The sequence below is a fragment of the Methylobacterium sp. W2 genome (assembly GCF_020662345.1).
GTDB lineage: Bacteria > Pseudomonadota > Alphaproteobacteria > Rhizobiales > Beijerinckiaceae > Methylobacterium.
The window spans coordinates 135,877-156,298 of record NZ_VMOA01000004.1; the positions used below are offsets into that span (position 1 = coordinate 135,877).

The following is a 20,422-nucleotide window of genomic DNA, read 5'->3' on the forward strand; positions in this document are numbered from 1 at the left end:
AGAGTCTCATCCGGAATCACCCCCTCACCTTCGCTTCGGCTCCGCCTCTCGCTCATCGCGGACACAGCAAGGTGTCCGCGATCCTCTCCCCGCCTGCGGGGAGAAGGGGGCTCTCTCCTCCGTTCGAGATGGAGGTCACAAGCGATACCCCTGCCTTAACGGGGAAGGGGCGGGCGCGCGGAAAGCGGGGACAGACATGACCGAGCACATCGTGATCCACGACACACCGGAGGGCGTCCGTCTCATCCGTCTCGACCGGCCGGAGAAGAAGAACGCGCTCACCGGCGCCATGTACGATGCCATGCGCGACGCGCTCGCGCAGGCGGATTCCTCCGACGCCATCGGGGCGGTCGTCTTTGCCGGGGCGCCGGGCGCGTTCAGCGCCGGCAACGACATCGCCGATTTCGTCGCCGGCGCGCGAACACCCTTCACCGAGGCGCCGGCCCTTCACTTCATCCGCCAATTGGCCCGGACGACGACACCGATGGTGGCGGCGGTGGACGGGATCGCCGTGGGGATCGGCACGACGCTGACGCTGCATTGCGATCTCGTCTATGCGAGCCCGGCGGCGCGGTTCAGGATGCCGTTCGTGGAACTCGGCCTCGTCCCGGAAGCGGCATCGTCCTACCTGCTGCCGCGCCGGGTCGGGATCCTGAAGGCCACCGAACTCCTCTTGCTGTCGCAACCGTTCGATGCGGAGGAAGCCCTGCGTCTCGGCCTCGTCAACGCCATCGCGCCGAGCGACCTCCTGCTCGATCACGCCCTGGCCCAGGCGGCGCGCCTCGCCGCGCTTCCCCCCGGCGCGGTCGCCGCGACCCGCAGGCTCATTCGCGGCAATCAGGCCGAAGTCGAGGCGGCGCTCGAAGCGGAGGCCGTGGCCTTCGAGGCGCGGCTGCGTGCGCCCGAGGCGCAGGAAGCCTTCGCGCGCTTCCTCGGCAAGTCAAAGGCCTCATGAGCGGGCGCGCCTCCGTCCCGGATCTGAGCCGGACGATCTGCCTCGTCGCCGGCGCCTCACGCGGCGTCGGCCGCGGCATCGCCCGCGGGCTGGGGGAGGCCGGAGCAACCGTCATCGTCACCGCCCGGTCGAGCGAGACGGGGCCGCGCACCGAGGGCAGGTCCGAGACCATCGAGGACACCGCCCGCGAGGTCGATGCCGCCGGGGGCGAGGGCCATCACTACCTCTGCGACCACACCAGCGAACGGGCGGTGGACAGGCTCGTCCACTGGGTGCTGCGGCGTTTCGGCCGGATCGACGTCGCGGTCTCCAGCGTCTGGGGCGGCAACGAAGGGTTCGACGGCGAGCGCTACGCCGACGGAGTCGAATGGGGCACGCCGTTCTGGCGCCGCTCCGCTGAGACCTATTCGCAATTCGTCGAGACCGGTCCTTATCCGGCACTGCTCCTCGCCAGGGCCGTCGCGCCGGCGATGGTCTCGGCGAAACGCGGCCTCATCGCCTTCGTCTCGTTCGACACCGAGACCGGCTACCTCGGCGATGTGTTCTACGATCTCGCCAAGGCCAACACCAACCGCCTCGCCTTCGCCTGCGCCCAGGAGCTCGCCCCTCATGGGGTCACCGCGCTCGGCCTCTCGCCCGGTTTCGTCCTCACGGAGCGGGCGCAGGACAACGGCCACGCCGATCGGGCGACCGAGAGCCCGCTTTATGCCGGACGGGCGCTGGCGGCCCTGGCCGCCGATCCCGATGTCCATGCCCGAGCCGGGCGCATCCTGCACGCGGGCGATCTTGCCGCCGAATACGGCTTCACCGACGCCGACGGCACGACGCCGCCGCGTTTTCATCTCGGATCGTGAGGAGACGGCCATGACGGATTCGACGTCCCTGAAGGGCAAGACCCTCTTCATCACCGGCGCCTCGCGCGGCATCGGCCTCGCCATCGGCCTGCGCGCCGCCCGCGACGGGGCCAACGTTGCCATCGCCGCCAAGACCGACACACCGCACCCGAAGCTCGACGGCACGATCCACACGGCGGCGGCCGCCATCGAGGCGGCGGGCGGCCGCGCCCTGCCGCTCCTCGTCGACGTGCGCGACGAGGACGGCGTCGCCTCGGCCATCGCGCGGACGGCGGAGACCTTCGGCGGCATCGACATCGTGGTGAACAACGCGAGCGCGATCTCGCTCACCCGCACACCGCAGACGGAAATGAAGCGCTTCGACCTGATGCACCAGATCAACACGCGCGGAACTTACATGGTCTCGAAATACGCGATCCCGTATCTCGAGAAGGCGCAGAACCCGCATATCCTGATGCTGTCGCCGCCCCTCGACATGGCGGAGAAGTGGTTCGCCCCGCATCTCGCCTACTCGATGGCCAAGTTCGGCATGTCCCTCTGCGTCCTCGGGCTTGCCGGCGAGCTGCGTCGCCAGGGCATCGCGGTGAACGCCCTGTGGCCGCGCACCACCATCGCCACGGCGGCGGTGCGGAACCTCCTCGGCGGCGAGGCGCTGATCCAGGCGAGCCGGACGCCGGAGATCATCGCCGACGCCGCCCATGCCCTGTTCCTGAAACCGTCCCGCGACATCACCGGTCGCTTCCTCATCGACGATAGCTTCCTCGCCGAACAGGGTGTCACGGACTTCACACAATACCGCGTCACACCCGGCATACCCCTTGCGCCGGACTTCTTCGTGCCGGATGCGAACACACCGCCTTCCGGGGCCCTCGCCTGAGACGTAAAGCGTGATCTTCATCCATCAGCCGATCGCCGGCCCCGGGCACATCCTGCTCGACCGCCGTCCCCTCGAACTGCAGGACCCCATTCCCGACGAGACCGTCTGGCTCGACATGATCCGCCCGACGCGGGAGGAGGATCTCAAGGTCGAGGCCTTCATGGGCATCTCGGTGCCCACCCGCGAGGAGATGAAGGACATCGAGCCGTCCGAACTCCTCTACGTAGAGGACGGGGCGCGCTACATGACCGGCCGGGTGCTGAGCAAGGTCAGCGACGCGGACGAACCGGGGCTGGCCGGCATCACCTTCATCCTGCGCGGCAACCGCCTGGTGACGGTGCGCTACGAGGAGCCCCAGGCCTTCCGCATGTACACCCAGCGGGCGGGGCGCTCCACCGGCAACGGCCCATCGGCCGCGCCCTCGGGCGAGACGATCCTCGCCGGGCTGATCGAGACTGTGATCGACCGGGCGGCGGACGTGCTCCAGCTCCAGGGCGAGCGGATCGACCGGCTCTCGGGCAAGATCTTCGAGGAGAAGGCGGACCCGTCCGCCCGCAACACCGCCCTGCAGGACACGCTGCGGGCGCTCGGACGCCTGGGCGACCTGATCTCGAAGCAGCGCGAGAGCCTGGTCTCGATGGAGCGCATCCTGCTCTCGCTCTCGGCGACCTATCGCACCACCAAGGCGCCGCGGGAGTTGCGCGAGGACGTGCGCTCGACCCTGCGCGATCTGCAATCGCTGGAGGAGCACGCGACCTTCCTCTCGTCCAAGATCCAGTTCCTCCTCGACGCGACGCTGGGCCTCGTGAACCTCGAGCAGAACAACATCATCAAGCTGTTCTCGGTCATGGCGGTGGTGTTCATGCCGCCGACGCTCATCGCCTCGATCTACGGCATGAACTTCAAGGCAATGCCCGAGCTCGATTGGACCTTCGGCTATCCCATGGCCGTGGTGATGATGGTGGTGGCCGCCGTGCTGCCGTATGTGTTCTTCCGCTGGAAGAAATGGCTGTAGGGCAGGATGGATCTCGTGCGTCCCCTGACCCTCGGAACCGCTCCTCGGGCCGTCCTGCAACGGACGGCTGGCTAAGGTAACCACATGTGCGGCCGTTTCCTCATCCAGCAGGATCCGAACGTCTTCCGGTCGTTCTACGGCTATCCCGAGCAGCCGAATTTCCCGGCCCGCTACAACGTGGCCCCGACCCAGCCGGTGCCGATCGTGCTGGCGGAGCGCGGGGAGCGGCATTTCCGTCTCATGCGCTGGGGTTTCCTGCCGGGCTGGCTGAAGGACCCCAAGGGCTTTCCGCTCATCATCAACGCGCGCGTCGAGACGGTGCAGGAGAAGGCGACGTTCCGGGGGGCCATCCGCCACCGCCGCTGCGTCTTCCTCGCCGACGGGTTCTACGAATGGCGCCGGGAGGGAACCGGCAAGGCCATGACGCGCACGCCCTACATGATCCGCCGGGCGGACGGGGCGCCGATGGCCCTGGCGGGCGTGTGGGAGAACTGGCTCGGGGCCGACGGGTCCGAGATCGACACCGCCGCCATCGTCACCACGGGCGCCAACGGCACCATGGCGGCGATCCACGACCGGATGCCGGCCATCCTGCCGCCGGAGGCCATCGAACCCTGGCTCGACCATCTCGGCACGGGACCGGGGGATGCGGTCGCGTTGTGCCGGCCGTGCCCGGACGAATGGCTGACCCTCGATGTGGTGGGCGCGCGGGTCAACGATGCGCGCAATGAAGGCGCGGACCTCGCAATCCCGATCGGCCGGCCCAGACCAGAGAGGGTTTCGGCGATTCCGCCGGAGGAGCGCCCGTTATCCAGCGACGAGGACGCTCAAGGGACGCTGTTCTGATCAAGGGGCGAAGACGGTCAGGGTTGGACGGTCAGGGTTGGGCGCTCAGGATTGGGGGCGGGACGAGGAGCGCTCTTCGGCTCCGCGACGAAAATCGTTGTAGACGTCGAGGAGGGCCCAGCCGGCGGTCAGCAGGGAGAAACCGGCGACGGCCGTGACGATGGCTGCGGAAACCAGCAGCTTGGCGGTGAAAACGTCCACGACGAGGGTTCCTGAATGGGGTGACATTTGGCTTGTCCCCAACATGGCCATGACGAGGTATGCCGGCCATGGGATTTCGAGCGCGGCTGCCATGACCGCGCGAAGCCCTGCGGCGTGCTGCAGCGCACTGCGACCCAAAAACGTAGGGGCCGTACGACAGATGGAATCCGGCTCCTACCGCAGCGAGGGCCTGCGCTTGGCGACATCCTTGCGGAACACACCCACCATTTCGAGATGGCTCGAATATTTGAACTGATCGACGGGGACGACCCGTTCCAGGCGATAGCCGCCTTCGATCAGGGTCGCCGCGTCGCGGGCGAACGAGCCGATGTCGCAGGCGACGCCGATGACCAGGGGCACCTTTGACTCCGCGATGCGCTTGGCCTGGGCCTGGGCTCCGGCGCGCGGCGGATCGAACACCACGGCGTCGAAGGTCTCGAGTTCGATGGGCAGGAGCGGCCGGCGGAAGAGGTCGCGGGTCTCGCTCGTGACCCGGCGCAGGCCGCGCGTGGCACGAAACGCCCGGTCGAGGCTGGCGATCGCCGCCGCCTCGCCCTCCACCGCATGGACATCCCGCGTGCGGGCCATGGCGAGGGTGAACGGGCCGGCCCCAGAGAACAGGTCGACGACGCGCTTCACGCGCTTGTCGAGGGCGGAGACCACGAGCTCGGCGAGCATCGCCTCGCCCGCTTCCGTCGCCTGCAGGAAGCCCCCCGGCGGCGGTACGAGGCGGGTCTCGCCGGTGGTGATCGCGGGCGCGCGGCGCTCCACCACGATGTCGCCGTGCAGGGACAGGCGCGCGAGGTCGAGTTCGCCCGCGAGCCGCACCAGCGTGGCGCGCAGGCCCTCGCTCACCGGGCCGTGCCCGCGCAGGTCCACGTCGAGACCGGCTTCGGTGGCGGTGAAGGCGACGTCGAGGGGCTTGCGGCCATGGCCGAGGGGAGCGCTCAGCGCCCGCGCGACGGCCGGCGCCCGGTGGAGCTGCTCGACGGTGATCGGGCAATGGTCGATGGCCACGAGGGCGTGGCTGCGCGCCTCCATCAACCCGGCGACGCCCTTGCCCTCGATCTCGCGCACATGGAGCGTGAGTCGGCGGCGGCCCGATCCATGGGCATCGCGGGCAGGCTCGCACGGCACGTCGATTCCGGCCTGGGCCAGTCCCTGCGCGAGGTTGCCCCGCTTCCAGGCGGCGTAGGGCTCGGGCGCGAGATGCTGGACCGCACAGCCGCCGCAGGTGCCGAAATAGCCGCAGAACGGGTCGATCCTGTCCGGGGAGGGCGTCTCCACCGCGACGAGGGAAACCCGTGCCCCGTCGCTGCGAATCGAGACGCGCTCGCCGGGCAGGGCATAGGGCACGATGGTGCCGTCCGTCGCCATGCCGTCGCCGCGCTGCCCGAGGCGCGCGATCTCGACGGTGCGAAGGTTGTGTTGTTCGGTCATGGTCGTGTCCGTCATGGGCGCACCTGGGAGCGTGCCCCGATGAGGAACTCGCGATTGCCGTCGCCACCGGCGACAGGGGAGGGGATGAGGCCGAGGACCGACAGGCCGAGATCGGCGACGAGGCTCGTCACTTCCTCGCAGACCGCCTGGTGCACGGCTTCGTCGCGCACGATGCCGCCGCGCCCGACCCGGTCGCGCCCCGCCTCGAACTGCGGCTTGATCAGTGCCGCAAGGGCCGCACCGGGGGCCATGAGCGGCACGATTGCGGGCAGGACAAGGCGAAGGGCGATGAAGCTGACATCGATCGCAACCAGGGACGGCGCGCGGGGGATCGCCACCGCGTCGAGGCCGCGCACGTCCCGGCCCTCGAGGCTGGTCACGCGGGGATCGCCGCGCAGGGAGGCATGAAGCTGGTCGCGTCCGACATCGACGGCATAGACATGCCCGGCCCCGGCTTTCAGCAGGACATCGGTGAAGCCGCCGGTGGACGCCCCCACATCGAGGCAGACGAGACCGGCCGGATCAAAGCCGAACGCCGTCAGCGCGGCCTGCAGCTTCAGCCCGCCCCGCGAGACGAAGGGATGGGGCGCGCTCGCCACGATCCGCGCCCGAGGGTCGAGCCTGTCGGAGGCGCGGGTCACGGGGCGGTCGTCGGCGGTGACGAGGCCCGCCTCGATCGCCGCCTGGGCCCTCGCCCGACTCTCGAAATGGCCGCCCTCGACCAGGAGCCGATCGGCCCTCACCCGGTCCACCGTCATCGTACCCTTACGATCCCGTGCCCATAATCTCTTGCCTAAGGTCCCGTGCCCCGGATCGAAGCCCGGCCGGGCGGGCCATCCCGTCCCAGCTACGGGAATTCTCGGGTTTGTCCATCCGGGCAAGGGCATGGCGCGCTTGCGCGGCCGCGGAAGCCCATGGATGATCCACACCCGGTCCTCGGGCGTTGGCGCCCGTCATACCGGATCAAGGAACAGGACGAACGATGGGTACCCCGAGGGAAGTCGAGCTGAAGCTGGATTGCGGCGCCGCGGAACTGCTGGAACTGGCGCGCCACCCGCTGCTCGCCGTCGAGCAGCCGACGGAGGCCGAGTTCCTGTCCGCCACCTATTACGACACGGCCGACCGGGCTCTTCATCGCAAGGGAGTAACCCTGCGGGTTCGCCGCCATGGGGAGCGCCACGTCCAGACGGTGAAGGCCGCCTCCTCGGCGGCCGGCCTGTTCGACCGCTCGGAATGGGAATGGGCCGTGGACGGCCCGACTCCGGACCTGTCGCTCCTCGAGAACACGCCGGTCCCGGACGTGCTCGGCAGCGCGTCCTCACCCGACCTTGCCGCCGTCGTCACCACCGTCATCGAGCGCACCACCCGGGTCGTCGCCCATGGACACTCGCGCATTTCGGCGACCCTCGACCAGGGGCGGGTGGAGACGCCCGTCGGCGATGCGCCCATCTGGGAACTCGAACTCGAACTGATCGAGGGCGATCCGGCGGACCTGTTCTCCCTGGCGCAGAGCCTCGCGGAGACCGTACCCCTGCGTCTCGGCGTGCTGTCGAAGAGCGAGCGCGGCTTCAGGATCCTCAGCGAGACCCTGCGGCGGCCGAGCAAGGCCGGGGCGGTCAAGCTCGACCAGGACGCGTCGGCGGCCACAGCCTTCCGCACCATCGCCATCGCCTGCCTCACGCAACTGCGGCTTAACGAGGATGTCTTCCTCAAGACGCGCGACCCGGAAGGGCTGCACCAGATCCGCGTCGCCCTGCGGCGGCTGCGGTCGGCCTTTACCCTGTTCAAGCCGATTCTCGCCGCCGATCCCACCGCCACGACCCTGCGCGAGGAGATCAAGCGCGTCACCGAGCCGTTCGGGCATGCCCGCAACCTCGACGTCTTCCTCAGCGAGACCCTGGCCGACGAGATGGCGCGCAGGCCGGACGAGGCGGGGCTCGACGACCTGCGGATCCGCCTCGAAGCCGAGCGGGACCGCGCCTACGGGACCGTATTCTCGATCCTCGAATCGCAAGCCTGGCGCGGCCTGATCCTCGATCTGTCCGCCTGGATCGAGACCGGGCCGTGGCGCGGCGATGCGAAGCGGGAGGCGGTCTCAGCCCGCGATCATGCGGAAGCCACGCTCGACAAGGCCCGCCGGCGCATCCGCAAGCGCGGCCGCCATCTCCAGCGCCTCGACGCGGAAGCCCGCCACGAGGTCCGCATCGAAGCCAAGAAGCTGCGCTACGGCGCGGAATTCTTCGCTTCGCTCTACGGGGAGAAGAGGGCGCAGAAGCGCCACAAGGCGTTCGTCTCGGCCCTCTCGGACCTGCAGGACCATCTCGGCGCGCTCAACGACCTCGCCACCGCCCATTCGGTCCTCGCGAGCCTGGCCTCTACCGGCACGGGCGAGACCGCCGACGGCGACGGGCGGGCACTGTTCGCCGCCGGCCTCACCGCTGCCGACGGCGAAGCCCGCACCAACGACCTGCTGAAGGCGGCGGGACAGGCGCACGAGGCCCTGCTCGACGTGAAGCCGTTCTGGCGCTGAATCGCGGCCTCATACCGGACGGTGGTGAGTGGACCTCATCACCGTCCGCCCGCGCGACCCATCGGTCGGAATCAATCGCCGCGTACGCTCAAGGCATAGAGCGTGATCGCGGCGGCGTTCGAGACGTTGATGCTGCGGATCTCGCCGCTGAAGGGAATGCGGGCGAGGACATCGCAATTGTCCCGCGTGCGCTGGCGCAGGCCCTTGCCCTCGGCACCGAGCACGATCACCGCCGGACGCTTCGGCCCGACAGCATCAAGGGTGGTATCTCCCTCGGAATCGAGGCCCACGCGGGTGAAGCCGCGCTTGCCGAGGTCGATGAGCGCATCCGACAGGTTGCGCACGATCACCAGGGGCACGTGTTCGAGCCCGCCCGACGCGGATTTGGCGAGCACGCCGGTGGCGGTGGGCGAATGCCGCGCCGTGGTGATGATGCCCGCGACTCCGAAGGCCGCGGCGGTGCGGACGATGGCACCGACATTGTGCGGGTCGGTGATCTGGTCCAGCGCCAGCAGCAGGGCATCGTCCGGCAGGTCGTCGAGATCCGGGCCGGGGAGAGGATCGGCCTCGAGATAGAGGCCCTGGTGCACGGCATCCGCCCCGAGCAGGGCGTTGATGGCATTGGGACGCACCAGTTCGGCGTCGATCCGGAGCTGGCCGAGTTCCTCGGTCAGGCGCGCCAGGGCGTTCTCGGTGGCGAGCAGCCGATGCAGCCCGCGCCCCTCATTCGCCAGCGCCTGCGACACCGGGTGCCACCCGTAGAGCACGACATGATCGCCGCTCACGCCGCGCGGCCCGGAGGAGGGCGGACCGTGACGGAATCGGTCGCGCTGGCCGCCGGGGCGGCTCGTGCGGGGCCCGCCCGGCCCGTCGCGTCGCGTATTCATGGTGTGATCCACTGTCTGACGGCACGATCGAAACGCCGCGCCGATGCTGAGCAGCGACAAAGCGACCGCCATGCCGTTCGTCAAGCGTGAAACACCGCGAAACACCGGTTGCCCTGCCGGGAGAAGCCGCCTATAGAACCCTCGCTCTCGAGCAAGCGCCCTTCGTCTATCGGTTAGGACGTCAGCCTTTCACGCTGAAAAGGCGGGTTCGACTCCCGCAGGGCGCGCCATTAGGCTTCTAAGCCATTGCTTGGGCCTAAATAGTGCGTAAATCAGTACCTTAGCAGACGCCGGTCATACAGTCCGGTAGTGTAAACCACTCATGGCCTTGATGTCATACCCCCTCCGCGACAGGCTGGGCTCGTACTACCTCCGCCACGTGATTCCAGGGGACCTAAGGTCCTTCGTCCCACCCCATGGGCGGGGAAGGCAAACTGGAAGTTGAGCCTCAGGACGCCCCCCTGGCCATCGCGACGCAAGTAGGCTCGCGCGTCCCAAGGGACTGTATGGCGCACTTCGCGGCTGCGGAGCGGCTCAAGCGCGGTGAGCGGCCTACCCTCCACGTTGCGCAGTCGGTCATGCCCAAGGATGCGGAGATCGAGGCGGACGAACTAGCTCGGCTCCTCACCGAGGACGATGCGGTTGCGGCCGGCCGCTGCTCTCCAGCAGGACCACCGCCTCGCGTTTGAACTCTGGCGTGAACTCGCGCCTCGTCTTGGCCATCAAACACCTTCCCGGCCCGCAAGGAGCGTATCAAAGGTGTCCGCGAAACCGGGGGAGGATCAGTATGCCGATGCTAACCCTTACGAACGGCCTTAAGAACGGTCGCCGAGCTGTACGCTGCGGTATACCCTTGCGGACAACAACGTGTCGCTACTGCCGGGCGAGCGGGCACGATCAACGTGGCAACGCCACTGACGGCCCCTTTCGGTAAGAGCATGAGGCTGGATCACAGTTCCGCAATCGGTCAAATATAACAATCGCAAGTGCGACCAAGACCGCAAGGATTAAAATCTGTGTCTTACTATCCATCGCTCAGCCCCTCACCAATAGCGCGGCGATAGCATGGATCACAGTCGCTCCGCCTACGGGTGCTACAAAGAGGAGCAACACATTCACCCCGATGATCCAGACCACCGCTCGTTCCTGGCCTCTGGTTAGCGGAGGCTTGCGAGCTGGCGGCTCCCACGATGGTTTTCTCGGTGGCTTCCAACCTTCGTCCACGAACATGAGGGGACCTCATCCGGGCCGAGACCGCATGACCTCGCGGCTGGCACGGAGATGGTAGGGCTCGTTGGTGGGCCGGCGCAATCATTCGCATGACGGGAGGTGGCAGGGGCCATCAGCTTCGGCCCGAGGGAAATCCGGCGGCGGGCATAGGGGGGAAATGCTGATCCGCCGGTACGAGTATGACCTTGCCAAAAGGTATCCGCCGACATCAGCGATGATGTTCAGGGTGAAGTGCCGGTCGACGGCGGCTCATCGATTCAACGTTCAGCCTTATCGACGTCAGGCCCCGAGGCCGACCTGCATGGCGGCCGGTTCGAGACTGTCAGCGGCGATCTGGCCCAGGGGCGCCTTCGGGCGCACCTCCATCCCGAGGTACCCGACCAGGGACGAGCGTGCGCGGCTCACACGGCTCTTCATCGTACCGACCTGACAGCCGATGAGTTCCGCGGCGGCCTCGTAGGTCATCCCCTGCGCCGCGACGAGAATCAGGGCCTCCCGCTGAGACGGCGGCAGCTTGCCGAGATGCTGCCAGACACGCTTGAGGTCGCTGCTCGCCTCTTGAGATGCCGGCGCGGCCACCTGCCCCGCCATGGCGCCATCCGCGTCCTCGACCTCCCGTTTCCGCTTGCGACACTCCGTATAGAAGTGGTTTCGCAGTATGGTGCAGAGCCAGGCCATCAGATTGCTGCCAGGCTCGAACCGATGCCGGTTCTGCCAGGCTCTCAAAAGCGTCTCCTGCACGAGATCGTCCGCCATCGTCGGATTGATGGCGAGCGACAGGGCGAAGGCCCTCAAACCCGGCAGAGCCGTGAGCAGATCGGCGCTGAAAGCGGCATACGCGGCGTCGCCGCGCCCGGCGGATGCATGGGTGAGCCGGGCGATCAGATCCAACAAAGCCGGCGGCTGATCTTCAGCGACGATGCAAGCGTAGAACGCCCTCAGTTCAGCCCCCAGATGCACGCGCACCGCCTCCGGTATCTCTCCTCTGGCGGGGCGCTCCAACGACTGAACGTCAGCCTCAGGCGCTTGCGGCGATTGCGCCATTCCGGGTTTGCGAACGTCCATCCATCCCCCCTCGGCAGTCGACACGCCGTGCGCGCCGGGCTCATTGGGCAATGCCAACGGGAGCTTTTGGCAAATGAATGCTGAACACAGGCTAAAGGAATTCTAAACTGCTACCGAAATCGCATCGCCCGATGCCGAGCGATATCCTACGGAGGCCGACTGCCAAGCTTTGCTGTGTTCATCGCGGATGCAGGGAGACGAATGCGCGGCTTCGCTCGTCGGAGGGCCGGCAAGGCGGCGGAACGCTCAGGCGCCGCGCTCTCGGTGTGAGGCGTCGGAGGATACACCCTGCGGCGAAACACGCTCATTTGGGATCGCGGCGGCCGGGCCCCGCTTTTCCCTCACACGACGGTCGAAATGGCGCCGGGCGGGTGTGCCAGCAGGGTCGCCAGAAGGCCGAGGCCGTATCGCAGGGCCTCGCCGTCGGGGGCGGCACCGAGGGAGACGCGGATCGCATCGGGCGCCGGGCCGACGGCGAAGGCATCGCTCTGGATCACCGACACTCCGAGTTGGCGCGCATGCGCCCCGAACTCGCCTCGCCGCCATGGTGCCGGGAGCGGAAGCCAGAGATGCTGCCCGCAGGGATGAGCATGGACCTCGAGGCCTGCGAGCGCCTCCCGCGCCACGATCTGACGGCGGCCGTTCTCGCGCCTGATCGACGCGACGATCGCATCGAGCTCTCCCTGAGTGATCCAGTGAGAGGCGAGGGCGGCGGCCAGCGGTGACGCCATCATGCTGATGGCGCGCAATTCCGCCGCGACGCGGACCGCTTCGTTCGTGCCCGGCACGGCGAGATAGGCGATGCGCAGGCCCGGGGTGACGCATTTGGACAGGGTCGCCACATGCCAGGTGATGTCGCCGGCCAAAGCCGCGAACGGGGCCGGAGCGTCGGGCGGCAGGGCGCCATAGGCGTCGTCCTCGATGATCGCGACCCCGTGGGACCGGGCAATCTCGGCGATCCGCTCGCGACGGGCCAGCGGGATCGTCGCCGTCGTCGGGTTGTCGAGGGTCGGCACTAGGTAGAGGGCAGGCGGCCTCTCGGCCCGGCAGTGTTCGAGGAAGGAATCGGGATCGATGCCGTCGCCGTCCGTCACGACGGGAAGCAGCCGGGCTCCACGCCGCTCGGCCGCCATGCGCAGGCCTGGATAGGTCAGAGCAGGAACGCACAGCGCGTCGCCGGGCCTCAGCACCACGGCGAGAATGGCCGTGAGGGCCGCCTGCGCCCCGCCGGCCACGATGACCCGCTGCACCGGCACGGGTCCCAGTCGGCGAGCGAGCCATGCCGCCCCTGCCGCGCGATCCGCCAGATTGCCCGCACTGTCCTGATACTGCATGCGGTCGAGGAAACCCGGCGAGGCGGATAGCCGCGCCAGGCCCGCCTCCATGCGCTCGGCGAGCCGCGCTTCCGCCGGCTGGGGCGGCATGTTCATGCTGAAATCGACGCTCGCCGATGGGTCCGGCGCCCGGACGCTCGGAAACGGTGGTGCGGCGGCGCGGACGAAGCTGCCTCGCCCGGCCGAGGCATCGATCAGCCCGGCCCTCCGCGCCTCGTTGAACGCCCGCGTGATCGTGGTGAGATCGACGTCGAGATGCTTGGCCAAGCTGCGCTGCGGCGGCAGCCGCATGCCGGGGACGAGCCGCCCGGTGCGAATGTCGTCCGCCAGAACCCGAACGATGGCCAGATATTTCGGGCCGATCTCGTCCCGGATTGTAGGGCTCCATGCTTCCGTCATTGACCATACATTCTACAGACAGATATACATACACAGAACGGCGAGACACCGTTCACATACTCACCGTCGAACAAACACGGGTCGCGTTGCCAGCTATTGTATGGATTTTGATACCATACAATCTCGAACACGCAAACCGGAGCCGCTGCTGCCGAGTGGGGGACCGAAGACCAATGCGAGGAACCTCGACCATGGACGGAACGACGGATCGATCCCTGTTGTCGGTCGGCCTGCGCTGCCGCTGCCCGCGCTGCGGCGAGGGGCAGCTGTTCGATGGTTTCATCACTCTGAAGCCGGGATGCGAGGCCTGCGGCCTCGATTACGGTTTCGCCGATCCGGCGGACGGCCCCGCCTTTTTCATCATGATGTCGATGGCATTTCCCGTCACCGCATTCGGTATCTGGCTGGACCTGTCCTACGATCCGCCGCTCTGGATCCATGCGGTGCTCACGCTTCCGCTGCTTCTCCTGGCCTGCGTGCCGATCATCCGCCCCCTCAAGGGGCTCTTCATCGCGAGCCAATACATCAACAAGGCCGAGGAAGGCCGCTTCGCCGTTCGGGTCTCGCCGAGGCCCGAACATGAGAAGGGGCGTTGAGCGTGACGGGACGATGGGGCAGGGTTCCGCCCACATCGAATTGCCGAGTCGCGTTCCCGCCCATTCCCCGTCGCCATCCAGGTTGATCGACATGCTGTCGGACGTTGACGCCCTCCTGCTCGCGCGAATCCAATTCGGGTTCACGGTGGCATTCCACATCGTGTTCCCGGCATTCTCCATCGGGCTCGCCAGCTTTCTTGCCGTGCTGGAGGGCCTCTGGCTGGCGACGGGCCGGCAGGTCTTCCTCGATCTGTTCAAGTACTGGATCAAGATTTTCGCCATCGCCTTCGCCATGGGCGTCGTGTCCGGTCTGGTCATGTCCTACCAGTTCGGCACGAACTGGTCGGTCTTCTCGGACAAGACGGGGCCGGTGCTCGGGCCCCTGATGGCCTACGAGGTGCTGTCGGCCTTCTTCCTCGAGGCCGGCTTCCTCGGCGTCATGCTGTTCGGCATGTCCAGGGTGGGACCGAAGCTGCATTTCTTCGCCACCCTCATGGTGGCGATCGGCACCTTCTTCTCGGCCTTCTGGATCCTGTCGGTGAATTCCTGGATGCACACGCCGCAGGGCTACGGCACCAATGCCGCCGGCCAGTTCATTCCGGAGGATTGGTGGGCGATCGTCTTCAATCCCTCCTTCCCCTACCGTCTCGTCCACATGGTGCTGGCCGCCTACCTCACCACGTCCCTCGTGGTCGGGGCGGTCGGCGCCTGGCACCTGCTGCGCGACCGCTACAATCTCGGGGCGCGGACGATGTTCTCGATGGCGATGTGGATGGCCGCCATCGTCGCACCGCTGCAGATCCTGGCTGGCGACGCCCACGGGCTGAACACCCTCGAGCACCAGCCCGCCAAGGTGATGGCGATGGAGGGGCATTTCGAGAGCCATCCGGACGGCGCGCCGCTGATCCTGTTCGGCCTGCCGAACCAGACGGAAGGCCGGGTCGATTACGAGATCTCCATCCCGAAACTCTCCTCGCTGATCCTCAAACACGGGTGGAACGAGCCGCTGAAGGGGCTCGATACGGTGGACCGGAAGAACTGGCCGCCGGTTCCGGTCGTGTTCTGGTCCTTCCGCGTGATGATCGGCCTCGGCATGCTGATGCTGCTCCTCGGCGTCTTCAGTCTGTACGCGCGCTACAGGAAGGCACTCTACGAATGGGCGCTCCTGCACCGCTTCGCCATCGCCATGGGTCCGGCCGGCTTCGTCGCGGTGGTGGCGGGCTGGATCACCACGGAGGTGGGGCGGCAGCCCTTCACGGTCTACGGCCTGCTGCGCACGGCGGAATCGGCGTCACCCCTGTCGGCGCCGGCCGTGGGCTCCTCCCTCGTCGCCTTCGTGCTGATCTATTTCGCGGTGTTCGGCATGGGGATCCTCTACATCCTGCGCCTGATGGCGAAATCCCCGCATCTCGGCGAGCACGGGATCGAGCCCGGCGTTCCGATCCGCACCGCGGGCATCACGCCTGCCCCCTCGGTCGATCCCGGCCGCTCCCTCCATCCGGCCGAGTGAGGACGCCGCCATGCTCGCGAGCATCGACCTGACCGTCGTCTGGGCCTTCATCATCGCCTTCGCGGTCTTCGCCTACATCGTGATGGACGGGTTCGATCTCGGCCTCGGGATCCTGTTCCCGGCGTTCCGGCCGGGGCAGGAGCGGGACACCGCCATGAACTCCGTGGCCCCGGTCTGGGACGGCAACGAGACCTGGCTTGTCCTGGGCGGGGGAGGCCTGTTCGCCGCCTTTCCGCTCGCTTACGCGGTGATCATGCCGGCCCTCTACGCGCCGATCATCGCCATGCTGCTGGGCCTGATCTTCCGCGGCGTCGCCTTCGAGTTCCGCTGGCGCGACCCCGGCCACCGCGCCCTGTGGGATGTCGCCTTCACCGGCGGATCGGTGGTGGCCACCTTCGCCCAGGGCGTCGCCCTTGGCGCCCTGCTGCAGGGCATCAAGGTCGAAGGCCGGGCCTATGCCGGCGGCTGGTGGGATTGGCTGTCGCCCTTCAGCGTCCTCGTCGGACTCGGCCTGGTCTGCGGCTACGCGCTGCTCGGGGCGACCTGGCTCGTCATGCGCACGGAAGGGTCGCTGCAGGCCCGTGCCCGCACCCTGTCCCTCTGGCTCGGCGCGGCGACGATTGCCGCCGTGGCTATGGTCAGCGCGGCGACGCCGTTCCTGACAGGACAATACTGGGAGCGCTGGTTCTCGATGCCGAACGTGCTGCTCACGGCGCAGGTGCCGATCCTGGTCGCCGTGGCCTCGTTCCTGTTCTTCCACCTGCTGAGGAAGGGGGCCGAGACCGCGCCGTTCCTCCTGGCCCTCGGCCTGTTCCTGCTGTCCTTCACCGGGCTTGGGATCAGCATCTTCCCGGATATCGTGCCCGGCCGCATCACCATCTGGGAGGCTGCCTCGCCGCATTCGAGCCAGGCCTTCCTCCTGGCCGGCGCGTCCGTGCTGATCCCGATCATCCTCGCCTACACGGCCTACTCGTACTGGGTCTTTCGCGGAAAGGTCGACGAGGCGGGGTACCATTGATGGAGCCCGCCGCGTCTCCCCGAAGCCCCCTTCCGCTGTGGCGGCGTCTCCTCTGGTTCGTGGCGATCTGGGCGGCGAGCATCGTCGCCCTCGGGATCGTCTCCTTCGGTCTGCGCGCCTGGCTCAAGGCCGGTTAGCGCAGAGCGACCGAATCCATCGCGACATGCGAAGCGGCTACCTCGATCACGACGAACGGTTCGCATGCGACATGAAGAACCGGACCATCTCCCGGCTGGCATCGGGGCCGCGCGGATCGGTGTAGCTTCCGTCGCTGCTTCCGCCGGACCAGGCATGGCCGGCGCCGTGAAGGGCCCAATGTTCGAGCATGGCGCGCCCGGATGCATCCGTCCGGACCGTTCGGGTGAAGCCCATCCCACCCTCGCTCTCCCCGCGCGTGGCCATCCGCGCCAGCGACGCGTTCGGCATGGCGAGGGCGATGACCTGATCGCCGTTGACCGGTTTCACCGTCGAGTCGGCATCCCCGTGGAAGACGATGGTCGGCACGCCCGCGCCGTTCCGCGGCGCCTTGAAGCTGCCGCTGCCATTCATGGCGGCGAAGGCGGACGGCATGTCGCTGGCCGCTCCGCATGGCAACCCGGAATGGACGCCGATCGCCGCGAAGACATCCGGATAAGTCGCCGCCATGATCGCCGCCGCCGCCCCGCCGGCTGACAGGCCCGCCGCATAGACCCGGCTCGAATCGGCGGAAAACTCCTTCACCACCTCCAGGGCGATACCGGCGATCAGGGAGGGTTCGCCACGGCCCCGCTGCTGGTCAGCGGCGTTGAACCAGTTCCAGCACTTCTGCATGTTGGCTGATTGCGGCTGGCCGGGATAGGCTACGAGGAACGTCTGCTCCTCGGCGAGTTCGTTCATGCGGGTTCCGGCGGCGAAATCGTCCGGGTTCTGGGTGCAGCCATGCAGCATGACGACGACGGGAAGCGCCTGGCCCTGGTAGCCGCTCGGGACATAGACCTTGTACGCCCGGCTGCCCGCTTCATTGCTGAAACTGCGCTCCTCGAACCGTGCCCCTTCCGGAACGGCGACGGTGACGCCTCGCGCCGAGCCGATGCCCCGTCCGAGGTCGGGCATCGCGCCCATCTTGGGAAAACGCTCGCGCAGGGTCTGAATCGTCTCCGCGAGGCCCGGCCGTGCGAAGGCGGCTTTCGCCGCGCTCACCGCCTCATCGGCGCCGGTACGATCGATGCCGGGCGCGGTCCAGGCCCCGCCGGACATCGCCGGCGCCACCATGTCGATGGTCCCGGCACCCCCCTGGTCGCCGGCTTGCGCCGCCCCCGGTGAGACGGACTTGCCCTGGAGCAGGGCCATCGCCTCGCTCAGTTGGCCCGCGCGGGTGAGACGGGTCACCTCAGCCATGTCGATGGTCGAGAAAGCGGTCATGGTCATGATCCTGGATGGGGTGGCGGCGCGGAACGGCGTTCCGCGCGGGTAATGGCGAATGGTCAGGCGATGCGGTCGGCCAAGGCCGCCTTGACCTCGGGGCTGGCCTGGAAGGCTCCGAGAACCTGCACCGAGGCGATGGCCTGTCGGGCCAGCTCCGGCGTCACATCGAACGCGATGCTGGCAAGGCCGAGCACCTGAATATGCAGCGGCGTCCCCGCATCCCTGGCGGCTTCGAGGTCGCGGACGGTGTAGTGGGACAACCCGAGGCTGAGCTGCTTGCGGGCAACCGACTGCTTGACCGCGTCGCCCTGCCGGTCGAGCTGATTGCGCACGGCCGTGCGGATGAAATCGGCACGGTTGGCGTAGAACCCGTCCCGAACGAGAAGGTCGATCTGGCCGAGGTCGACGAAGCCGAGATTGAGGGTCAGCTTCTCGCTATCGGGTGTTTTGGGACGAAGCTCACGAACCGTACCCGACATCAAAACCATCCCCTTACCATCTCGTTGGATGGTCTATAGATGGTGCATCGCAGCACGAGCGCAAGAGCCGACGGCGACTGATGCCACGCGAATGAGGGAGTTGGGGCGATCGCCCAGGGTGTGCCACGCGGCGAGCCCGTCACTCACAGCGAGGGGGCCCTTCGCATCGCGGGCACCGGGCGCGTTGCGTTGCATTCCAAAGGCGCGCGGTGCTTCGTGCGCCCCTGCGGGTGACGGCGGGCATCGTCGCCCGCACTCTGGAACACCGCATGCGTCTTTGCTCACGCACCGCTCATCACGGCCGCCGCCACCGGCCCGGATCACCCACGATGCTCACGTTCTGGCTCGATCAGCCGATCTGGCTGATCTTCGGGTTTCTCGCGCTTCTCGTCTCGGCCTGGTGCCTGATCCTGATGGTGCTAACAAACACGAAGCGGACCCGACCCGTCGTCATGGCGGTCGCGACCGGGATCGCCCCCGCCTTCGTGGGCGTCCTGTCGGTTCTGCTCTCGCTCCTGATGGGCTTCGTCGCCAACGATGCGTGGGAGCGCCAGAGGCAAGCCTCCCGCGTCGTCCAGACGGAGAGCGCTCAGGCGCGGGCCGTGTTCAACCTGAGCCGGTCCGTATCCAAGGATCTGCCGGATATCCGCATGATGCTCGCGGATTACATCGAATTTATCGTCGTCGAGGAATGGCCGGCCATGGCCAATGGTGGAAGGGCATCATCGAAAGCGGATCTGGCGTTCGGCCGGCTGCTGCAGGCCGTGGTGGCGCCGAACTTCGACATCGTCGTCGGACGGGCCAATCACTCCGCTCTCCTGGCCGCCACCCTCGCCCTGCAAACCGCCCGCAGCGAGCGGCTCGCCCTCAGCGAGGTGGAGGGGGACGACAGCAAGTGGGTGACCCTGCTCGCGCTTCTGGCCCTGACCTTGCTGTGCATCGCCGCGATCCACACCGAACGACCCTTGTCGCAGGCCGTGACGCTGGCGATCTTCGGCCTGGCGATGGTGATCACGCTGGGCGTCGTGGCGATGCACGAACGTCCCTTTGACGGACCGCTGGCGCTCCGTCCGACATTGCTGGAACAGGTCCGCACGATCATCGAGCCGGCGAGCTGAAAACCTCGCTTCCCGCGACGGACGCGGCCCTACCGCAGGGTCGGGGACTCACCGGCGTGAAGCGCACGCCCTTCATCGGGACCGCTGACGGCGTTCAGGCGCTCGAGATGCTCGAACACATGCGCGAAGGCTTGCGTGACGGCCTGCTCGAACGACCCGTCGCCCTTGCCCTGCGCGGCCTTCAACGCGGCCAGGAGAGCCTGATGTTTCTCGGTGTCGCTCGACATGGCCGTCTCCTCGGCCGGGCGAAATGCCGGCTCGTGAGGGCAAGCGCGGGGGCCGGGGTCGGGTTCCCATGCGGCCGGAGGTGGTCAAAGATTGGATCTGGGATCGGTCTTGCCGCCGGCTCCCACGATGGCGTCACCGAGCGTCGCGTTGAACCAGGCGACGACCCGATCGATTACGGGCTGCTGAAACCAGGGCAGGTCGCGACGGCGAAGTGGCGAAAGGCTGGTCCGGTGACCAGAAGCGCCTCGGTCACCACAGGCGATTGCTGCATGAGTTGAACCGTCGGCGAAAATCCCTCGCCGATGTTGAGGAGGTTCGAGATGCCGAAAAGGGTGACCGCCGCCTGCACATCGGAGGGCTGAACGCAAAGATCCCTCCCGCGACCGACGCGCTCGGGCTTCCGATGCATCGCCTAGCCAGTCCCGGCCAGCGCAAA

General features: G+C 67.7%; 20 protein-coding genes and 1 tRNA gene. 12 read left to right on the forward strand and 9 right to left on the reverse strand.

Annotation, left to right across the window (positions count from 1 at the left end):
• The first annotated feature begins 196 nt into the window (after positions 1–196).
• The 5 genes from FPV16_RS03745 to FPV16_RS03765 all read left to right on the forward strand — a co-directional run bounded on the left by FPV16_RS03745 (position 197) and on the right by FPV16_RS03765 (position 4,547).
• Complete coding sequence (locus FPV16_RS03745; RefSeq protein ID WP_227436190.1) at positions 197–955, forward strand: enoyl-CoA hydratase-related protein; 759 nt, start codon at positions 197–199, stop codon at positions 953–955.
• Complete coding sequence (locus tag FPV16_RS03750; RefSeq protein WP_227436191.1) at positions 952–1,809, forward strand: SDR family NAD(P)-dependent oxidoreductase; 858 nt, start codon at positions 952–954, stop codon at positions 1,807–1,809. Before FPV16_RS03745 ends, FPV16_RS03750 begins: the two co-directional genes overlap by 4 nt.
• A gap of 10 nt (positions 1,810–1,819) precedes the next feature.
• Complete coding sequence (locus tag FPV16_RS03755; protein ID WP_227436192.1) at positions 1,820–2,686, forward strand: SDR family oxidoreductase; 867 nt, start codon at positions 1,820–1,822, stop codon at positions 2,684–2,686.
• A gap of 10 nt (positions 2,687–2,696) precedes the next feature.
• Positions 2,697–3,701, forward strand: coding sequence for a magnesium transporter CorA family protein (locus tag FPV16_RS03760; protein ID WP_018042441.1), 1,005 nt, complete (start codon positions 2,697–2,699; stop codon positions 3,699–3,701).
• 84 nt (positions 3,702–3,785) lie between these two features.
• Positions 3,786–4,547: an SOS response-associated peptidase gene (locus FPV16_RS03765; protein WP_227436193.1), complete on the forward strand. Its 762-nt coding sequence runs from the start codon at positions 3,786–3,788 to the stop codon at positions 4,545–4,547.
• 45 nt (positions 4,548–4,592) lie between these two features.
• Here the strand turns inward: FPV16_RS03765 and FPV16_RS03770 are convergent, their stop codons facing one another.
• The 3 genes from FPV16_RS03770 to FPV16_RS03780 form a co-directional block, all read right to left on the reverse strand.
• Positions 4,593–4,775, reverse strand: coding sequence for a hypothetical protein (locus tag FPV16_RS03770; protein ID WP_227436194.1), 183 nt, complete (start codon positions 4,773–4,775; stop codon positions 4,593–4,595).
• Between the two features lie 147 nt (positions 4,776–4,922).
• Positions 4,923–6,188: a class I SAM-dependent RNA methyltransferase gene (locus tag FPV16_RS03775; protein WP_227436195.1), complete on the reverse strand. Its 1,266-nt coding sequence runs from the start codon at positions 6,186–6,188 to the stop codon at positions 4,923–4,925.
• Between the two features lie 11 nt (positions 6,189–6,199).
• Positions 6,200–6,946 carry a TlyA family RNA methyltransferase gene (locus FPV16_RS03780; protein ID WP_227436196.1) on the reverse strand — a complete coding sequence of 249 codons (747 nt, stop codon included), beginning with the start codon at positions 6,944–6,946 and terminating at the stop codon, positions 6,200–6,202.
• Between the two features lie 224 nt (positions 6,947–7,170).
• On the opposite strand from FPV16_RS03780, the gene FPV16_RS03785 reads away from it, so the two are divergent.
• Positions 7,171–8,718, forward strand: a complete 1,548-nt coding sequence (locus tag FPV16_RS03785) for a CYTH and CHAD domain-containing protein (protein WP_227436197.1) — start codon at positions 7,171–7,173, stop codon at positions 8,716–8,718.
• Between the two features lie 71 nt (positions 8,719–8,789).
• On the opposite strand, the gene rlmB is transcribed toward FPV16_RS03785, so the two are convergent.
• Positions 8,790–9,605, reverse strand: a complete 816-nt coding sequence (gene rlmB / locus FPV16_RS03790) for a 23S rRNA (guanosine(2251)-2'-O)-methyltransferase RlmB (RefSeq protein ID WP_227436199.1) — start codon at positions 9,603–9,605, stop codon at positions 8,790–8,792.
• Positions 9,606–9,760: 155 nt separating this feature from the next.
• Here rlmB and FPV16_RS03795 point away from each other — a divergent pair.
• Positions 9,761–9,835: transfer RNA gene (locus FPV16_RS03795), tRNA-Glu, on the forward strand.
• Between the two features lie 1,279 nt (positions 9,836–11,114).
• Here the strand turns inward: FPV16_RS03795 and FPV16_RS03800 are convergent.
• Together FPV16_RS03800 and FPV16_RS03805 are read right to left on the reverse strand one after the other, a co-directional pair.
• On the reverse strand, positions 11,115–11,879 hold the full coding sequence (locus tag FPV16_RS03800) for a sigma-70 family RNA polymerase sigma factor (RefSeq protein ID WP_227436230.1): 765 nt from the start codon (positions 11,877–11,879) through the stop codon (positions 11,115–11,117).
• Between the two features lie 362 nt (positions 11,880–12,241).
• A complete protein-coding gene (locus FPV16_RS03805; RefSeq protein ID WP_227436201.1) occupies positions 12,242–13,633 on the reverse strand; it encodes a PLP-dependent aminotransferase family protein in 1,392 nt (463 codons plus the stop codon).
• A 191-nt stretch (positions 13,634–13,824) separates the two neighbouring features.
• On the opposite strand from FPV16_RS03805, the gene FPV16_RS03810 reads away from it, so the two are divergent.
• The 4 genes from FPV16_RS03810 to FPV16_RS03825 all read left to right on the forward strand — a co-directional run bounded on the left by FPV16_RS03810 (position 13,825) and on the right by FPV16_RS03825 (position 16,894).
• On the forward strand, positions 13,825–14,229 hold the full coding sequence (locus FPV16_RS03810; RefSeq protein ID WP_227436203.1) for a DUF983 domain-containing protein: 405 nt from the start codon (positions 13,825–13,827) through the stop codon (positions 14,227–14,229).
• A 91-nt stretch (positions 14,230–14,320) separates the two neighbouring features.
• Complete coding sequence (locus FPV16_RS03815; RefSeq protein WP_227436205.1) at positions 14,321–15,739, forward strand: cytochrome ubiquinol oxidase subunit I; 1,419 nt, start codon at positions 14,321–14,323, stop codon at positions 15,737–15,739.
• A 10-nt stretch (positions 15,740–15,749) separates the two neighbouring features.
• On the forward strand, positions 15,750–16,757 hold the full coding sequence (cydB, locus tag FPV16_RS03820) for a cytochrome d ubiquinol oxidase subunit II (RefSeq protein WP_227436207.1): 1,008 nt from the start codon (positions 15,750–15,752) through the stop codon (positions 16,755–16,757).
• A complete protein-coding gene (locus FPV16_RS03825) occupies positions 16,757–16,894 on the forward strand; it encodes a DUF2474 domain-containing protein (RefSeq protein ID WP_227436208.1) in 138 nt (45 codons plus the stop codon). The genes cydB and FPV16_RS03825 overlap by 1 nt, the downstream gene beginning before the upstream one ends.
• Before the next feature lie 46 nt (positions 16,895–16,940).
• Here the strand turns inward: FPV16_RS03825 and FPV16_RS03830 are convergent, their stop codons facing one another.
• Entirely contained in the window at positions 16,941–18,158 is a 1,218-nt protein-coding gene (locus FPV16_RS03830) for an alpha/beta hydrolase family esterase (RefSeq protein WP_227436209.1), read from the reverse strand.
• 62 nt (positions 18,159–18,220) lie between these two features.
• On the reverse strand, positions 18,221–18,640 hold the full coding sequence (locus FPV16_RS03835) for a CopG family transcriptional regulator (protein WP_227436211.1): 420 nt from the start codon (positions 18,638–18,640) through the stop codon (positions 18,221–18,223).
• Between the two features lie 329 nt (positions 18,641–18,969).
• Here FPV16_RS03835 and FPV16_RS03840 point away from each other — a divergent pair, with 329 nt between their 5' ends.
• Positions 18,970–19,758 (forward strand): DUF4239 domain-containing protein, encoded by a 789-nt coding sequence (locus FPV16_RS03840; RefSeq protein WP_227436213.1) that lies wholly within the window; start codon positions 18,970–18,972, stop codon positions 19,756–19,758.
• 29 nt (positions 19,759–19,787) lie between these two features.
• Here FPV16_RS03840 and FPV16_RS03845 read toward each other — a convergent pair whose 3' ends face one another.
• Entirely contained in the window at positions 19,788–19,985 is a 198-nt protein-coding gene (locus FPV16_RS03845; RefSeq protein ID WP_056255447.1) for a hypothetical protein, read from the reverse strand.
• Positions 19,986–20,422 lie beyond the last annotated feature (437 nt).

Bases quoted from the DNA above. Each gene is read 5' to 3' on its own strand.
- cydB (WP_227436207.1), top strand. From the start codon at position 15,750: ATGCTCGCGAGCATCGACCTGACCGTCGTCTGGGCCTTCATCATCGCC.
- FPV16_RS03805 (WP_227436201.1), bottom strand. From the start codon at position 13,633: ATGACGGAAGCATGGAGCCCTACAATCCGGGACGAGATCGGCCCGAAA.
- rlmB (WP_227436199.1), bottom strand. From the start codon at position 9,605: ATGAATACGCGACGCGACGGGCCGGGCGGGCCCCGCACGAGCCGCCCC.
- FPV16_RS03765 (WP_227436193.1), top strand. From the start codon at position 3,786: ATGTGCGGCCGTTTCCTCATCCAGCAGGATCCGAACGTCTTCCGGTCG.
- FPV16_RS03780 (WP_227436196.1), bottom strand. From the start codon at position 6,946: ATGACGGTGGACCGGGTGAGGGCCGATCGGCTCCTGGTCGAGGGCGGC.
- FPV16_RS03800 (WP_227436230.1), bottom strand. From the start codon at position 11,879: ATGGCGCAATCGCCGCAAGCGCCTGAGGCTGACGTTCAGTCGTTGGAG.
- FPV16_RS03840 (WP_227436213.1), top strand. From the start codon at position 18,970: ATGCTCACGTTCTGGCTCGATCAGCCGATCTGGCTGATCTTCGGGTTT.
- FPV16_RS03785 (WP_227436197.1), top strand. From the start codon at position 7,171: ATGGGTACCCCGAGGGAAGTCGAGCTGAAGCTGGATTGCGGCGCCGCG.
- FPV16_RS03745 (WP_227436190.1), top strand. From the start codon at position 197: ATGACCGAGCACATCGTGATCCACGACACACCGGAGGGCGTCCGTCTC.
- FPV16_RS03755 (WP_227436192.1), top strand. From the start codon at position 1,820: ATGACGGATTCGACGTCCCTGAAGGGCAAGACCCTCTTCATCACCGGC.
- FPV16_RS03845 (WP_056255447.1), bottom strand. From the start codon at position 19,985: ATGTCGAGCGACACCGAGAAACATCAGGCTCTCCTGGCCGCGTTGAAG.
- FPV16_RS03750 (WP_227436191.1), top strand. From the start codon at position 952: ATGAGCGGGCGCGCCTCCGTCCCGGATCTGAGCCGGACGATCTGCCTC.
- FPV16_RS03835 (WP_227436211.1), bottom strand. From the start codon at position 18,640: ATGTCGGGTACGGTTCGTGAGCTTCGTCCCAAAACACCCGATAGCGAG.
- FPV16_RS03825 (WP_227436208.1), top strand. From the start codon at position 16,757: ATGGAGCCCGCCGCGTCTCCCCGAAGCCCCCTTCCGCTGTGGCGGCGT.
- FPV16_RS03815 (WP_227436205.1), top strand. From the start codon at position 14,321: ATGCTGTCGGACGTTGACGCCCTCCTGCTCGCGCGAATCCAATTCGGG.
- FPV16_RS03810 (WP_227436203.1), top strand. From the start codon at position 13,825: ATGGACGGAACGACGGATCGATCCCTGTTGTCGGTCGGCCTGCGCTGC.
- FPV16_RS03770 (WP_227436194.1), bottom strand. From the start codon at position 4,775: ATGTCACCCCATTCAGGAACCCTCGTCGTGGACGTTTTCACCGCCAAG.
- FPV16_RS03830 (WP_227436209.1), bottom strand. From the start codon at position 18,158: ATGACCGCTTTCTCGACCATCGACATGGCTGAGGTGACCCGTCTCACC.
- FPV16_RS03775 (WP_227436195.1), bottom strand. From the start codon at position 6,188: ATGACCGAACAACACAACCTTCGCACCGTCGAGATCGCGCGCCTCGGG.